General features: G+C 49.1%; 15 protein-coding genes. 5 read left to right on the top strand and 10 right to left on the bottom strand.

Annotated features, from left to right (window positions below):
- The first annotated feature begins 111 nt into the window (after positions 1 to 111).
- Positions 112 to 309, top strand: a complete 198-nt coding sequence (locus HGD79_RS08680) for a YbdD/YjiX family protein (RefSeq protein ID WP_000460431.1) — start codon at positions 112 to 114, stop codon at positions 307 to 309.
- Between the two features lie 9 nt (positions 310 to 318).
- On the opposite strand, the gene hcxA is transcribed toward HGD79_RS08680, so the two are convergent.
- Complete coding sequence (hcxA, locus tag HGD79_RS08675; RefSeq protein ID WP_001120452.1) at positions 319 to 1,407, bottom strand: hydroxycarboxylate dehydrogenase HcxA; 1,089 nt, start codon at positions 1,405 to 1,407, stop codon at positions 319 to 321.
- Positions 1,408 to 1,515: 108 nt separating this feature from the next.
- Here hcxA and ybdL point away from each other — a divergent pair, with 108 nt between their 5' ends.
- Positions 1,516 to 2,676, top strand: coding sequence for a methionine-oxo-acid transaminase (gene ybdL, locus HGD79_RS08670; RefSeq protein WP_000183936.1), 1,161 nt, complete (start codon positions 1,516 to 1,518; stop codon positions 2,674 to 2,676).
- Here the strand turns inward: ybdL and HGD79_RS08665 are convergent, their stop codons facing one another.
- The 4 genes from HGD79_RS08665 to dsbG all read right to left on the bottom strand — a co-directional run bounded on the left by HGD79_RS08665 (position 2,677) and on the right by dsbG (position 6,503).
- A complete protein-coding gene (locus HGD79_RS08665) occupies positions 2,677 to 3,306 on the bottom strand; it encodes a ParB/RepB/Spo0J family partition protein (RefSeq protein ID WP_000502941.1) in 630 nt (209 codons plus the stop codon).
- Positions 3,279 to 4,499, bottom strand: coding sequence for a phosphoadenosine phosphosulfate reductase (locus HGD79_RS08660; RefSeq protein WP_000029802.1), 1,221 nt, complete (start codon positions 4,497 to 4,499; stop codon positions 3,279 to 3,281). The genes HGD79_RS08665 and HGD79_RS08660 overlap by 28 nt, the downstream gene beginning before the upstream one ends.
- 146 nt (positions 4,500 to 4,645) lie before the next feature.
- Complete coding sequence (locus tag HGD79_RS08655; RefSeq protein ID WP_000002446.1) at positions 4,646 to 5,548, bottom strand: LysR family transcriptional regulator; 903 nt, start codon at positions 5,546 to 5,548, stop codon at positions 4,646 to 4,648.
- Between the two features lie 208 nt (positions 5,549 to 5,756).
- The gene (gene dsbG, locus HGD79_RS08650) at positions 5,757 to 6,503 is read right to left on the bottom strand and encodes a thiol:disulfide interchange protein DsbG (RefSeq protein ID WP_001342038.1); all 747 of its coding nucleotides are present in this window, start codon (positions 6,501 to 6,503) and stop codon (positions 5,757 to 5,759) included.
- 371 nt (positions 6,504 to 6,874) lie between these two features.
- Here dsbG and ahpC point away from each other — a divergent pair, with 371 nt between their 5' ends.
- The gene (ahpC, locus tag HGD79_RS08645; protein WP_000052796.1) at positions 6,875 to 7,438 is read left to right on the top strand and encodes an alkyl hydroperoxide reductase subunit C; all 564 of its coding nucleotides are present in this window, start codon (positions 6,875 to 6,877) and stop codon (positions 7,436 to 7,438) included.
- Between the two features lie 170 nt (positions 7,439 to 7,608).
- Positions 7,609 to 9,174 carry an alkyl hydroperoxide reductase subunit F gene (gene ahpF / locus HGD79_RS08640; RefSeq protein WP_000887629.1) on the top strand — a complete coding sequence of 522 codons (1,566 nt, stop codon included), beginning with the start codon at positions 7,609 to 7,611 and terminating at the stop codon, positions 9,172 to 9,174.
- A 120-nt stretch (positions 9,175 to 9,294) separates the two neighbouring features.
- Here ahpF and uspG read toward each other — a convergent pair whose 3' ends face one another.
- Positions 9,295 to 9,723: a universal stress protein UspG gene (uspG, locus tag HGD79_RS08635; RefSeq protein WP_000278505.1), complete on the bottom strand. Its 429-nt coding sequence runs from the start codon at positions 9,721 to 9,723 to the stop codon at positions 9,295 to 9,297.
- 220 nt (positions 9,724 to 9,943) lie between these two features.
- Here uspG and HGD79_RS08630 point away from each other — a divergent pair, with 220 nt between their 5' ends.
- Complete coding sequence (locus HGD79_RS08630; protein WP_000646150.1) at positions 9,944 to 11,182, top strand: zinc-dependent alcohol dehydrogenase; 1,239 nt, start codon at positions 9,944 to 9,946, stop codon at positions 11,180 to 11,182.
- A gap of 3 nt (positions 11,183 to 11,185) precedes the next feature.
- On the opposite strand, the gene yldA is transcribed toward HGD79_RS08630, so the two are convergent.
- From yldA to citT, 4 genes are all read right to left on the bottom strand, one after another.
- Positions 11,186 to 11,275 carry a small membrane protein YldA gene (gene yldA / locus HGD79_RS26850; RefSeq protein WP_000796528.1) on the bottom strand — a complete coding sequence of 30 codons (90 nt, stop codon included), beginning with the start codon at positions 11,273 to 11,275 and terminating at the stop codon, positions 11,186 to 11,188.
- A 137-nt stretch (positions 11,276 to 11,412) separates the two neighbouring features.
- Complete coding sequence (gene rnk, locus HGD79_RS08625; protein WP_000089731.1) at positions 11,413 to 11,823, bottom strand: nucleoside diphosphate kinase regulator; 411 nt, start codon at positions 11,821 to 11,823, stop codon at positions 11,413 to 11,415.
- A gap of 229 nt (positions 11,824 to 12,052) precedes the next feature.
- Positions 12,053 to 12,859: a ribonuclease I gene (gene rna / locus HGD79_RS08620; protein WP_001297277.1), complete on the bottom strand. Its 807-nt coding sequence runs from the start codon at positions 12,857 to 12,859 to the stop codon at positions 12,053 to 12,055.
- 110 nt (positions 12,860 to 12,969) lie between these two features.
- Positions 12,970 to 14,433: a citrate/succinate antiporter CitT gene (gene citT, locus HGD79_RS08615; protein ID WP_000050323.1), complete on the bottom strand. Its 1,464-nt coding sequence runs from the start codon at positions 14,431 to 14,433 to the stop codon at positions 12,970 to 12,972.
- Positions 14,434 to 14,463 lie beyond the last annotated feature (30 nt).

The raw sequence follows: 14,463 nt of genomic DNA, 5'->3' as shown, positions 1-14,463 counted from the left end.
CCCCGATGGGGCGAGGGGACTGACCGAGCGCGTTGATAGCATTTGTAGGCCGGATAAGGCGTTCACGCCGCATCCGGCACTCTTTCAGCAACATGGTTAGCGGAGGCCAAGATGTTTGATTCACTGGCAAAAGCCGGAAAATATTTAGGTCAGGCGGCGAAGCTGATGATTGGTATGCCTGATTACGACAACTATGTCGAACATATGCGGGTTAACCATCCCGATCAAACGCCGATGACCTACGAAGAGTTTTTCCGTGAGCGGCAGGACGCGCGCTACGGTGGAAAAGGCGGCGCGCGCTGCTGCTAAATTTGCACGTCAGGCTTTAAACGATTCCACTTTTTCGAACGCTGCACGCAACGTATCTGGTGTCAGCGTGACTGGCAGGTAATGAATGGATTCCACCGGACGCAGGGTGTGGGTAATCACTTTGTCGATCTCCGCATGATTATTGATATCCACTTCCAGCTCCGCCAGCGTGGTCGGCAGATGAAAACGCTGATACGCCCCGGTTAATTGCGCCAGCACATCATCCTGACCCAGCAAGGCGCTTTGTACCAGAATGCCATAAGCGACTTTGGTGCCGTGGAGAAATTTCTCGGTTTGCGGCAGGACAGTCAGACCGTTATGCACGGCATGAGCCGCCGCCACACGCGTAAAACGATCGCCCAGACCACCGACCATCCCACCACCAGCAATAATAGCATCCACCACATCGCAAAATGATTGCGTTAACTGTTGATTTTGCTGATCGCTCAGCGCCTGTTCGCTACTGTTTAACAATACGTCGCGAATGGCCTGCGCATTATTGATCCCCAGTCGCACGGTTAGCGGCAACGTTTCTGGTTGCGGAGCCAGCACCACCGCTTCATACCATTTCGCCAGCGTGTCACCGATCCCCGCCAGCAGATATTGTTGCGGTGCATTGAGGATAATCTCCGGTTCCACCAGCACCATAAAATTGGCGTCGTCGAAAATCTCATAATGCAGCGCCTGTCCGGCATCGTTATACCAGACGGAGAGCGGTGTCCAGGCGGCGCAGGTGGCGGCGATCGTCGGAACGGCAACAAACGGCAGACCGAGACGGCGGGCGAGGGCTTTCGCGGTGTCGAGCAGTGCACCGCCACCGACGCCAATCACCACGCTGCGGTCGTCACCGGACTTAGCCGCCAGTTGTTGTACATCGCTTTCGCTGCAATGACCGCGAAACAAAATATGCTTTGCCCCTGGCAGTTCAAACGCTGGCGGAAGTTTGGTTTGCGCCGCAGCAATGGCGCGTTTGCCGTAGATCCACACCGCGCGAGAAAGTTGTTCATCAGTGAAAAAATCGTTCAGGTGATTGAAACTTCCTGGATGTGAAAAGTAGTTAGCCGGGCCGACGACCACGCGGATAGGATTGTGAGGCATGTTGTGTTGTCCTTATTGTTTTATTTGGACATCTAAACGTCTTGATTGCCAAATACTAGCATCGTGTTATAGTGCCTTCAACACGCAACTTCGTCAGGTACAATAAAAATGACAAATAACCCTCTGATTCCACAAAGCAAACTTCCACAACTTGGCACCACTATTTTCACCCAGATGAGCGCGCTGGCGCAGCAACACCAGGCGATTAACCTGTCGCAAGGCTTTCCTGATTTTGATGGTCCGCGCTATTTACAGGAGCGGCTGGCGTACCACGTTGCCCAGGGGGCAAACCAATACGCGCCCATGACCGGCGTGCAGGCCTTGCGCGAGGCGATTGCTCAGAAAACGGAACGTTTGTATGGCTATCAACCAGATGCCGATAGCGATATCACCGTAACGGCAGGGGCGACGGAAGCGTTATACGCGGCGATTACCGCACTGGTGCGCAATGGCGATGAAGTGATTTGTTTTGATCCCAGCTATGACAGTTACTCCCCCGCCATCGCGCTTTCTGGGGGAATAGTGAAGCGTATGGCACTGCAACCACCGCATTTTCGCGTTGACTGGCAGGAATTTGCCGCATTATTAAGCGAGCGCACCAGACTGGTGATCCTCAACACTCCGCATAACCCCAGTGCAACTATCTGGCAGCAGGCTGATTTCGCCGCTTTGTGGCAGGCGATCGCCGGGCACGAGATTTTTGTCATTAGCGATGAAGTCTACGAGCACATCAACTTTTCACAACAGGGCCATGCCAGTGTGCTGGCGCATCCGCAGCTGCGTGAGCGGGCAGTGGCGGTTTCTTCATTTGGCAAGACCTATCATATGACCGGCTGGAAAGTGGGTTATTGTGTTGCGCCAGCGCCCATCAGCGCCGAAATTCGCAAGGTACATCAGTATCTGACCTTTTCGGTGAATACCCCGGCACAGCTGGCGCTTGCTGATATGCTACGTGCAGAACCTGAGCATTATCTTGCGTTACCGGACTTTTATCGCCAGAAGCGCGATATTCTGGTGAATGCTTTAAATGAAAGCCGGCTGGAGATTTTACCGTGTGAAGGTACATACTTTTTGCTGGTGGATTACAGCGAGGTTTCTACCCTGGATGATGTTGAGTTTTGCCAGTGGCTGACGCAGGAGCACGGCGTAGCGGCGATTCCGCTGTCGGTGTTTTGCGCCGATCCCTTCCCACATAAACTGATTCGTCTCTGTTTTGCCAAGAAGGAATCGACGTTGCTGGCAGCAGCTGAACGCCTGCGCCAGCTTTAGCTATTTAACCGTCCAGGCGCGGGAATATTGACGGTCGGCAAACAACTCTTGCAGGCCGTTAATTTGCTTCAGGCGCAGCACTTCGTCGCTGTCCATTCCTAGCTCTTTGCCAATTTTATTATCGTCCCATCCCAACTGGCTAAGTTCACGGACGATTTCCGACATGGCGGTGATTTGATGGCGTCCACGAGCGCGATTATGACGAATAGTCGCGGCGATGCGTTGATTACGCGTACCTTCCAGACAGGTCACCGGCAAATAACCTTTTAAGCGTAATTTTAATGATGATGAGCCTTTACCAATTTCATGGCGGTGAAAACCATCCACGATTTCCAGGGCATTTTTATCCGTATGCGTGACCACAATGGGTTGGGTAAAACCATCTATTTCAATGGATTTTTTCAGCAGTTTTTTTTCGGGTGGTGCCACGTTGTTTGGGTTGTAATCATTAGGCATAAGTTGGCTGTTTTTAACCCACAGAACGCAATCCACTGGCTCTTCACGAAAGGGGCTAACCTGATGGATCGCCATGCGGATTTCATTAATCGCTTTGATGCGATCATCTTCCGGCAAGCTGGCGAGAAATTGCGTTAAATCCTGCGTTAATCGTTGTTGCATAGTATCCCCCATTCCTGACGTTTTCCTTTTATCCGTTCGTTATAACGCTGATAGTTCTTCGCTTTCGTAGGACTAAATGATAATGCTCGACACCAGTAATCGTTATTGAGTAAAACTTTGCATATCCGCCGCCAGGAGGGGATATCTTTCGCGCCAATGTCCCCTTGCTGGGTTTGTGGAACCTCGATGCCTTTTTTCTGATACCAGTGCAAATAAATGGCGATTTTATTGCGGTAATGCTCAGCTGTTTTTTCCGGCATGCTATTGAGCAGCAATAATGCATATTCTTGCCAGTCTAAATGTTCTGGCTTGAGGATTTTCCGATGCCCATAGAAATGATTGTCATGTCCGGCGTAAATGCCGCCACTTTTTACCCCGCTGACTCGTGCGCACATAGCTGCCCAGCGATCCGGTTCGATAACGTGATAGAGCCATAATCCTTGTCGTTGCTCCGGGCCAAAAGGTTCGCAAATTCGCATATGACGCAGAGGAACGCCTGCCTGATACATTAGGTTATACAGTGGGTTGCAGAGACTTTGATGATTTGCATACCAGGTCCAGATATCAGCCACTTTCCAGTCGTAAATGGGGTAAATGTACCAGCTATGACCGCCTGGTGCGGCCGTAGTCCATGGTTTATCGTCGGCAAAACGTTGTTTATTTAAACTGGCGATGGCGACAAAACGGTTGTAGGACTCATCCGCACGGATGCCGATCATCATCGCCGCCGGACGTTTTTGTGAAAACCATTCGGCAAACTCACGTACAAATTGTTCGAAGGTCATGCCAGGCTGGTAAAAGCAGAAAAAGTCAGGATCGGTTATCGCATCTTGCGGGGGCTGACGCACCCATTCGACATCAGGTTCCCAGCACTGCCATTCGGGTTGGAATTGTGAAAGGGAATTTTGCGTCGTAAGCGGGAGCGCAACCCAGTAAAACTCTTCGATGACATCGGTGTACAACTCGCGCAGGGACTGAACATAGTTAATGGTGCAAGAGAATTGCGCCTCCCAGTCGATAAACAAAACGCAGATTTTTTTGCCCATTTGTCGGGCAAGTTCGGCTGTCAGATGCAGCATTAAACCAGAGTCTTTGCCGCCAGAAAATGAGACACAAACGCGGGGTAGGGTGTTGAGTGTCCAGGTAATACGCTCTCGTGCAGCTTCCAGAATATTGAGCGGAAGAGGAATTTTATAAATAGACATCTGAAGACGCTCTCTGAACGTTACAGGGTGATCAGTGAGATAAGTCTGTTAATTATAAAGTAAACACTGCAAAGCAGAGTGTTTTATTTTTCATTCGCGCTGTGAATAAATAGATGAAAGTTATAGTAGCTGTCTGTAGTTATATATCAAAAACTCTCATTTAGACGGTCAATAAATCGGGAGAACACCAAATTATTTAAAGAAGATTTATTATAGGAAATGTAAAGCTTTATTGAAGGTAACGGATGTTCTAGTTTTATCTCTTTTAAATTAAGAAAGTCACGGTAGGAATTATAAAGCTCATAGGGGACTATTCCCAGTAAATCTGTAACTGCAATGCTATTAATGATTGTCAGCAAAGAGGAACCACGAAATGAAATTTTGCGATTCATAAACTTCTCGTCTATTTCCATTTGAATATCATCAACTCCTGCTGATTTGGATATTAATTGGGTGAACTCTTCTGCCATAATTTGTTCATAAGTGCTATTGTCAGTAATTCGCGGATGCTTATTACTACAAATTAGAGTATTGCGAATTGTATGCAATGGCATGCAAATGACGGAACGGCTGATCACTGGCATTTGGGTGATCACCAGATCGGCTTTGCGGTGAACCAACAGTTCTTCAGCATTCTCTGCTGACATGAGGATATCATGGCACTCAATCTCGACAGAGGCATCTTGCCGTAGGCAGCGGATCAGCATACTATTATTAGAGCAAGAAATGAGCTGAGGGCCGTAAATAATAAAGTTTTTCTTTAGTTCGGACTTATTGACTATATTAATTGTTTGTTCAAGGCCTTTGAGGTTTTTCTCAAGATGGTGATGCAGATTCAACCCTGTTGTCGTCGGCGCGATACCTTTTCCTGAGCGAATGAATAAAGGGTCATTAAATTGCGCACGTAAGCGTTGTAACGACTGGCTCACGGCTGATGGGGTGATATATAGTGATTCAGCAGCTTTGCTAATGCTTAAATGCTGGTAAATACACTCAAATATGACAAGAAGGTTTAAGTCGAACTTTTTCAAGTCGTAGAGATTGGCCATACACTACTCCGGTTATATTTCTCTTCCATGGTATATTCACTTAATCAATGTTTTTTGCGTATATATTTTTATTGATTATATTTTTTTGCTTAACTCAGGATTAAGTTTTTCTAAAATAGCATAGCCACTTAGGGCAGAGCGAGCAATTCATGCTTTTTTAGGATGGTTGAAAAGCAGGGATGTATTTCAACCATCCATGAATTATCTTTTATTTATTCCCCATAATGATATTAAGCGTTTTCTGATCGGGCAACCCCACGGCCTGTTGCAGCGTATTTTCCTTACTCATGTAATAGATCGCTGGTGTGACATTTGCCCCCAGATCGTCCATGAGTTTCTCGTTGGCGCTTAACACTTTCATTTGTTCTGTACTTACGTTTGCAGGCACGTTTAGCTTAAGCTTGCCACCAGAGGATTCATATTCTTGCCAGGTTTTTGCGGGATCTTTGGAGGCAAGAATTGCCGCTGCTGTCGCCGGGCTTTCTGGCTTGATAACCCCAACCAACAATGTTCTTAATTGCACTTTGCCAGAATCTACCCACGGGCGCGCCTGCTGCCAGAACTGTTTACAATATGGGCAGAACGGATCGGCGAACACGTAGACAATGACCGGCGCATCTTTTTTACCGTCGAGGAGCCAGTGGGATTGTTCCATCCGTTGCCACATTTCGCGTCCGGCTGGTGCGTAAATTTCTTTTTCGATAAGTGTGTTACTCAGGTTTTCACCTTTCTCGTTGTACATGTAACCAGAGATAGCGTGCTTACCATCTGGAGTCAGGTAGATGGTGACGCCCATATCCTGATACTTTCCGAGATAACCTTTCATTCCTCCGGGGGCATCGAATGTTTTGATGATTGTAATGCCCTGTTTTTCAATCGCTTTTACTGGAGCAGGAAGTTCCTCTGCGAAGGCGATTGCAGGAAGCAGAGCCAGTAAAAGTATCTTTTTTAACATTAATTTGTCCTTTTCAGTCAGTGCAAAAGTCGAGTAAAAGGCATAACCTATCACTGTCATAGGTAAGAGCTTAGATCAGGTGATTGCCCTTTGTTTATGAGGGTGTTGTAATCCATGTCGTTGTTGCATTTGTAAGGGCAACACCTCAGCCTGCAGGCAGGCACTGAAGATACCAAAGGGTAGTTCAGATTACACGGTCACCTGGAAAGGGGGCCATTTTACTTTTTATCGCCGCTGGCGGTGCAAAGTTCACAAAGTTGTCTTACGAAGGTTGTAAGGTAAAACTTATCGATTTGATAATGGAAACGCATTAGCCGAATCGGCAAAAATTGGTTACCTTACATCTCATCGAAAACACGGAGGAAGTATAGATGTCCTTGATTAACACCAAAATTAAACCTTTTAAAAACCAGGCATTCAAAAACGGCGAATTCATCGAAATCACCGAAAAAGATACCGAAGGCCGCTGGAGCGTCTTCTTCTTCTACCCGGCTGACTTTACTTTCGTATGCCCGACCGAACTGGGTGACGTTGCTGACCACTACGAAGAACTGCAGAAACTGGGCGTAGACGTATACGCAGTATCTACCGATACTCACTTCACCCACAAAGCATGGCACAGCAGCTCTGAAACCATCGCTAAAATCAAATATGCGATGATCGGCGACCCGACTGGCGCCCTGACCCGTAACTTCGACAACATGCGTGAAGATGAAGGTCTGGCTGACCGTGCGACCTTCGTTGTTGACCCGCAGGGTATCATCCAGGCAATCGAAGTTACCGCTGAAGGCATTGGCCGTGACGCGTCTGACCTGCTGCGTAAAATCAAAGCAGCACAGTACGTAGCTTCTCACCCAGGTGAAGTTTGCCCGGCTAAATGGAAAGAAGGTGAAGCAACTCTGGCTCCGTCTCTGGACCTGGTTGGTAAAATCTAAATTTCCTTCGTCTTTCGCGCTACCAACTCCGGCGCGAAATACTTCGGAAATTCACCTAATTCTTCGGGTGCTGCGGCACCCGATTTTCTTCCCCGCACCATGATGCAAGCTGCATCCAGGTAGCCGCAGAGGCCGCTTGCATGATGATGTTTAAAGCCCAGGAGATAAACATGCTCGACACAAATATGAAAACTCAACTCAAGGCTTACCTTGAGAAATTGACCAAGCCTGTTGAGTTAATTGCCACGCTGGATGACAGCGCTAAATCGGCAGAAATCAAGGAACTGTTGGCTGAAATCGCAGAACTGTCAGACAAAGTCACCTTTAAAGAAGATAACAGCTTGCCGGTGCGTAAGCCGTCTTTCCTGATCACCAACCCAGGTTCCAACCAGGGGCCACGTTTTGCAGGCTCCCCGCTGGGCCACGAGTTCACCTCGCTGGTACTGGCGTTGCTATGGACCGGTGGTCATCCGTCGAAAGAAGCGCAGTCTCTACTGGAGCAGATTCGCCATATTGACGGTGATTTTGAATTCGAAACCTATTACTCGCTCTCTTGCCATAACTGCCCGGACGTGGTGCAGGCGCTGAACCTGATGAGCGTACTGAACCCGCGCATCAAGCACACTGCAATTGACGGCGGCACCTTCCAGAACGAAATCACCGATCGCAACGTGATGGGCGTTCCGGCAGTGTTCGTAAACGGGAAAGAGTTTGGTCAGGGCCGCATGACGTTGACTGAAATCGTTGCCAAAATTGATACGGGCGCGGAAAAACGTGCGGCAGAAGAGCTGAACAAGCGTGATGCTTATGACGTATTAATCGTTGGTTCCGGCCCGGCGGGTGCAGCTGCAGCAATTTACTCCGCACGTAAAGGCATCCGTACCGGTCTGATGGGCGAACGTTTTGGTGGTCAGATCCTCGATACCGTTGATATCGAAAACTACATTTCTGTACCGAAGACTGAAGGGCAGAAGCTGGCAGGCGCACTGAAAGTTCACGTTGATGAATACGACGTTGATGTGATCGACAGCCAGAGCGCCAGCAAACTGATCCCAGCAGCAGTTGAAGGTGGTCTGCATCAGATTGAAACAGCTTCTGGCGCGGTACTGAAAGCACGCAGCATTATCGTGGCGACCGGTGCAAAATGGCGCAACATGAACGTTCCTGGCGAAGATCAGTATCGCACCAAAGGCGTGACCTACTGCCCGCACTGCGACGGCCCGCTGTTTAAAGGCAAACGCGTAGCGGTTATCGGCGGCGGTAACTCCGGCGTGGAAGCGGCAATTGACCTGGCGGGTATCGTTGAGCACGTAACGCTGCTCGAATTTGCGCCAGAAATGAAAGCCGACCAGGTTCTGCAGGACAAACTGCGCAGCCTGAAAAACGTCGACATTATTCTGAATGCGCAAACCACGGAAGTGAAAGGCGACGGCAGCAAAGTCGTTGGTCTGGAATATCGAGATCGTGTCAGCGGCGATATTCACAACATCGAACTGGCCGGTATTTTCGTCCAGATTGGTCTGCTGCCGAACACCAACTGGCTGGAAGGCGCAGTCGAACGTAACCGCATGGGTGAGATTATCATTGATGCGAAATGCGAAACCAACGTCAAAGGCGTATTCGCAGCGGGTGACTGTACGACGGTTCCGTACAAGCAGATCATCATCGCCACTGGCGAAGGTGCCAAAGCCTCTCTGAGTGCTTTTGACTACCTGATTCGCACCAAAACTGCATAAGAAGAAGTAAGATTCACCTGCAATTGCTTAGCCGCCGGGGTCAAACCTGGCGGCTTTTTTATGGCATTAAAAAGCCCTGCCGGGATGGCTCCGGGCAGGGCGGGATATTTATTCTGGCAATTAACGCACAACCAGCACCGGCAGATTGGCATGGCGGATCACGCTCGAGGCGTTAGAACCTAACAGATGGGTCGAAATCGATGGGTTGCGAGAACCAATAACTACAACATCAGCCCCCAGTTCTTCTGCCAACTCATTGACTTCATCCCGCACGCTACCAAAACGGACATGTTGTTTAATGCGGGAAGGATCGATGGTGAAGTGGCTGACCATCGTTTGCAGACGTTCTTCTGCTTCATGTTGCAGATGCTCTTCAAAACGACGCACATCAGCGGCAAAACGGTGCAGGCTCAGGCTGGCTGACCCGGGTAGTACGTGAAGTAGATGAATAACTCCGTCATCCTGGGCGAGGAATTCAGCGTGGCGAACAGCTTTGTCGCTCAATTCCATTTCAAATACATCAACTGGCATAATGATTGTCTTATACATAACCCTTTCTCCCTGTTAATCATGAACAAATCATTCGCCATGATTATAATATTTATCCCTGATATTTGTCTGGTTCTTTTTCCTTACGAACGGTTTCTGTGATTAATATATTCTCACTGAACACCAGGAATTCTCCCAAAACCTGCGGTACCGCCCGTTTTCCCGCTGTGATAGCTACCCTTAAAGACTGACTCTTTTTTGAACTGTCTCTGGAGGTTGCATGAAAGCATTGACTTATCACGGCCCACATCACGTTCAGGTAGAAAATGTTCCCGATCCGGGCATTGAACAGGCTGATGATATTATTCTGCGTATTACGGCAACGGCGATCTGTGGCTCTGACCTCCATCTTTATCGAGGCAAAATACCCCAGGTTAAACATGGCGATATTTTTGGTCATGAATTTATGGGGGAAGTCGTTGAAACCGGAAAGGACGTAAAAAATTTGCAAAAAGGCGACCGGGTGGTAATTCCGTTTGTCATTGCTTGTGGCGACTGTTTTTTCTGTCGAATGCAGCAATATGCCGCCTGCGAAAATACCAATGCGGGTAAAGGCGCTGCGCTCAATAAAAAACAGATACCAGCTCCCGCGGCATTGTTTGGTTATAGTCACCTGTATGGTGGCGTTCCTGGTGGACAGGCGGAATATGTCCGCGTCCCTAAAGGGAATGTGGGGCCGTTTAAAGTACCGCCTTTGCTTTCAGATGATAAAGCCCTTTTCCTTTCTGATATTCTGCCAACGGCATGGCAGGCAGCAAAAAATGCGCAGATCCAACAAGGTTCAAGCGTTGCAGTCTATGGTGCCGGTCCAGTGGGATTGTTGACAATCGCCTGTGCACGGTTGCTCGGTGCGGAACAGATTTTTGTTGTTGATCATCATCCCTACCGCTTGCGTTTCGCCGCTGACCGCTACGGCGCGATCCCGATTAATTTCGATGAAGATAGCGATCCGGCACAGTCAATTATTGAACAAACGGCAGGTCACCGGGGCGTGGATGCAGTAATAGACGCCGTCGGTTTTGAAGCGAAAGGCAGCACCACGGAAACGGTGCTGACTAACCTGAAACTGGAGGGCAGCAGCGGTAAAGCGTTGCGCCAGTGTATTGCGGCGGTCAGGCGTGGCGGCATTGTTAGCGTACCGGGCGTCTACGCTGGATTTATTCACGGTTTCCTGTTTGGCGACGCCTTTGATAAAGGGTTGACGTTTAAAATGGGACAGACCCACGTTCACGCATGGCTGGGAGAATTATTACCGTTAATTGAGAAAGGATTACTGAAACCAGAAGAAATTGTTACCCACTATATGCCGTTTGAAGAGGCCGCCCGGGGATATGAGATTTTCGAAAAACGTGAAGAGGAGTGCCGTAAGGTGATTCTGGTACCCGGTGCACAAAGCGCAGAGGCGGCGCAGAAGGCGGTTTCAGGTCTGGTGAATGCGATGCCGGGGGGAACAATATGATCGTCAGGAGTGGTTTTCGAGGTAAAGGACAGCCATGACGATAATCGCCGCCATAATCAGAAATCCTATCAGGATGTAAAATGCTTCTGCCATGGTTATTCCCACAAACGAAACGGAATAATTTTGCAGCAAAAGTGAACAGTGAGAACCAGGAAAAATTGCTGATTTTGCGTAAAGAGGATGCGAGTGCATCCTCTGGGCAAAGCGAGTTATCGCTTGTGCAGATGGGATTAAAGCAGGTAGTCGCCAGCAGCTTCTGGCTGGTATTCGAGTTCCAGCACTTCAAGGTGGGTTGCAACGCCGCCCGGAAGTTCCCAGTGAATGGAATCGCCAACGCGCAGCCCCAGCAGTGCGGCACCTACCGGAGCCATAACGGAAAGCTGAGTATTGCTATCGGTCATTTTTGCCGGATACACCAGCGTGCGCACACGCACTTCGCCATCGCTAAGATTGCGGAATTTAACCCGGCTGTTCATTGTCACCACGTCGTGTGGCATCTCTTCTGGCGAACACATTTGGGCGCGATCCAACTCTGCGTTTAACGCGTCGGCGATTGGCAAACCAGCATAGGCGGGTTGCTCCAGCAGAATATCGATGCGTTCGGCATCCAGGTCGTTAATGATGATAGTTGGTCTGGACATTTTTACTCCATGTCGTCGGTACTGCGAGTGTCGCAGATAAACATACCCAAAAGAAAACCCTCACCGTCAGGCGGCGAGGGTTTAACTCACATGATGATACTGACTGTTGCTCACTCTTTGAAGTGATTTGCGTCACATTCAGGGAATTCCTCAATGCAGCGCATTATGTATAATTCTTAATCGTCACGGTTTATGGAAGACGAATTAGCGTGTTTTGTAAATCAGATGATTAATAACCCACTTTATCAATCACAAAGGTTTTGCCACAGTTGCCTGGGTGTGGTTGTGGCAAGAATGAGTTTGCAGAAAGCGGAGCGTTGATGGCGTCAGCTTTGATCGAGATCTGAATTTCAGTCAAATACGCAGGGTTACCCTGGCACGTTAGCTTAACTGCTTTCACGTTCTCTTTTCCCCAGCTTTTGGCAAAGGCGGCGTCAAAGTCACGGCGGCTCACTGTTTTACCGTAATTATCCGCAAGGAATTTTCCGGCTTCGCTCTCTTTAATTTCTTGATTCAGGCGTACCATCGTACCGAAGTATGCGTCCGGATCAAAACCAAAGCAGGCACCGTGTTTGGCATATTCGTAGCGTTCCAGGCAGGAACGTCCGCCAGCTCCTGGCATGACTTCACTTAGTTTAGCGGCCGTTTCCAGTGATAATCCGGTTTCCGGCGATGAACACATCCGGCTGGCGTGCGCTTCTGGTAGATTCGGGATTGGGCGAGTAGCGCAACCGAAGCGCATCCAGCGGCGTTCATCAACACCACGGGCAGCAACCGATTTAGGCAATCCTGGCCACAGACCATGTACGGTCAGAAAATCAGCTTTGTTGGTCGTTTCGGTTTGCAGGCGACATTCATCTCGTTCGTTACGATTTCGATCGTGTTGACTCTGGCAAAATCCGGTTTGCCAGGAGAGGGCCAGGACATAGCGATCAAAATCGCCATACTGTTTTGCCTGCAACGCTAAGGCGTTGGCAGAAGAGAAGGGAAGCAGAGAAACCGCGAGCAACGCGGCGTTACGCCAGAATGCTTTCATAATGGGTGTGGAACTCATACATACACTGAATACTATCTATTAAATCATCACGCCCGCCAGGTGGGCTTACCTGGCGGGCGTGATGATTTATTCAGCGTTTGGCGAACGTATTAGTTCCACATGGCGAGAATCGGCCAGCCAACCAACAGCAACATAGAGATGTAAATCACCCCGAAGATTGCGCCAAGACGCCAGTAATCTTTTGATTTCACATAGCCACAGCCGTAAATAATCACCCCAGGACCGGTTGCATACGGCGTCAGACAGCCCATGATACCGATAGACAGCACCAGCAGGATACACAGTTGTTCCATTGGTACGCCCGGAATACCTTTACCGACGGCCAGAATAACCGGCAGCATGGTTGCGGTGTGCGCAGACAGGCTGGCAAACAGGTAGTGTGCAAAGTAGAACACCAGAACCAGTACAATCACCGTTGCGTTTGGTGAGAATCCTTCCAGGTGCGTACTCATGGTACCGGCGAACCAGTCAATAAAGCCAGAACGAGTCAGGCCGTTAGCCATCACAACCAGAGTTGCCAGGTTGACCAGCGTGTTCCATGCGCTGTTATAGCGGGTAATATCTTTCCAAGGCACAACGTGCAGGGCCAGCATTAGCGAAACTGCCAGCAGACCAACTGCAGTAGCATTAATGACTTCACTGCCAAAAACCCACAAACCTAAGCTGAGCAATACAAGGCCAATCAGTGTCCACTCTCTGCGTGTCAGCGCACCCATGGTTTTCAGTTCATCACCCGCCCAGGTTGCCACTTCTTCACTGTGTGTGATTTCCGGTTTGTACAGCACGTAGGAAAGCCACGGCGCAATGATAAGCAAGATAACCCCAACCGGCAGGAAGCAGAGGAACCACTGCAACCAGCTAATCTGGATACCGGCAATTTTGCTGACGAACTCCAGACCCAGCACGTTTGGTGCCGCACCGGTGACAAACATGGACGAACTCAGACTGGTACTAATGACCATCATCCACATCAAATAGCCGCCAATACGACGCGCGGACGGATCGTTGGGGAATGATTTAAACAACGGTGGCAGGTTTTTAATGACCGGAAAAACCGTACCCCCGGTACGCGCGGTGTTGGACGGTGTAAACGGTGCCAGCAGAATGTCGATAATGACAATCGCATAACCCAACGTCAGCGTGCGTTTGCCCATGAATTTCACCAGGAAAAGGGCAATGCGACGACCTAACCCGGAAACTTCATACCCTAATGCAAAAATAAATGCGCCAAATACCAGCCATACCGTGGTGCTGGAAAAACCAGCCAGACCCCATTTCAGCGCCTGTTTTTGCGCATTAAACGCTGGGTCAGCTAATTCTTTGGCATCAAAGAGCAGGTAATTACTGCCAATAACGCAAATAGTAACCGCAATAAAACTGATCGCTGTTGCCGGAATTGGCTCGAGGATCATGCCGACAATCATTGCCACAAACACAGCGAAGTAATGCCATGCCTGTGGTGGCATACCGTCGGGGACAGGGATAAGAAACATGACACCCATCACCACCAGTGGGGCCAATAGTTTCCATATATTATCTTTTGCTAAAGACATACGGGTTCTCCGAAAATTAATATTTTCAAA

Origin of the sequence: Escherichia sp. SCLE84, from assembly GCF_012584495.1 — a bacterium.
Classification (GTDB): Bacteria; Pseudomonadota; Gammaproteobacteria; order Enterobacterales; family Enterobacteriaceae; genus ECMA0423.
Note: the sequence above shows the minus strand (reverse complement) of the source record. Positions and strands in the feature narration are given on the sequence as shown.

What these genes read in the sequence shown, in the direction of transcription:
- hcxA (WP_001120452.1), bottom strand. Translation starts at nt 1,407, where the DNA reads ATGCCTCACAATCCTATCCGCGTGGTCGTCGGCCCGGCTAACTACTTT.
- ahpF (WP_000887629.1), top strand. Translation starts at nt 7,609, where the DNA reads ATGCTCGACACAAATATGAAAACTCAACTCAAGGCTTACCTTGAGAAA.
- HGD79_RS08630 (WP_000646150.1), top strand. Translation starts at nt 9,944, where the DNA reads ATGAAAGCATTGACTTATCACGGCCCACATCACGTTCAGGTAGAAAAT.
- HGD79_RS08665 (WP_000502941.1), bottom strand. Translation starts at nt 3,306, where the DNA reads ATGGGGGATACTATGCAACAACGATTAACGCAGGATTTAACGCAATTT.
- HGD79_RS08660 (WP_000029802.1), bottom strand. Translation starts at nt 4,499, where the DNA reads ATGTCTATTTATAAAATTCCTCTTCCGCTCAATATTCTGGAAGCTGCA.
- ybdL (WP_000183936.1), top strand. Translation starts at nt 1,516, where the DNA reads ATGACAAATAACCCTCTGATTCCACAAAGCAAACTTCCACAACTTGGC.
- uspG (WP_000278505.1), bottom strand. Translation starts at nt 9,723, where the DNA reads ATGTATAAGACAATCATTATGCCAGTTGATGTATTTGAAATGGAATTG.
- citT (WP_000050323.1), bottom strand. Translation starts at nt 14,433, where the DNA reads ATGTCTTTAGCAAAAGATAATATATGGAAACTATTGGCCCCACTGGTG.
- rnk (WP_000089731.1), bottom strand. Translation starts at nt 11,823, where the DNA reads ATGTCCAGACCAACTATCATCATTAACGACCTGGATGCCGAACGCATC.
- HGD79_RS08680 (WP_000460431.1), top strand. Translation starts at nt 112, where the DNA reads ATGTTTGATTCACTGGCAAAAGCCGGAAAATATTTAGGTCAGGCGGCG.
- dsbG (WP_001342038.1), bottom strand. Translation starts at nt 6,503, where the DNA reads ATGTTAAAAAAGATACTTTTACTGGCTCTGCTTCCTGCAATCGCCTTC.
- ahpC (WP_000052796.1), top strand. Translation starts at nt 6,875, where the DNA reads ATGTCCTTGATTAACACCAAAATTAAACCTTTTAAAAACCAGGCATTC.
- HGD79_RS08655 (WP_000002446.1), bottom strand. Translation starts at nt 5,548, where the DNA reads ATGGCCAATCTCTACGACTTGAAAAAGTTCGACTTAAACCTTCTTGTC.
- rna (WP_001297277.1), bottom strand. Translation starts at nt 12,859, where the DNA reads ATGAAAGCATTCTGGCGTAACGCCGCGTTGCTCGCGGTTTCTCTGCTT.
- yldA (WP_000796528.1), bottom strand. Translation starts at nt 11,275, where the DNA reads ATGGCAGAAGCATTTTACATCCTGATAGGATTTCTGATTATGGCGGCG.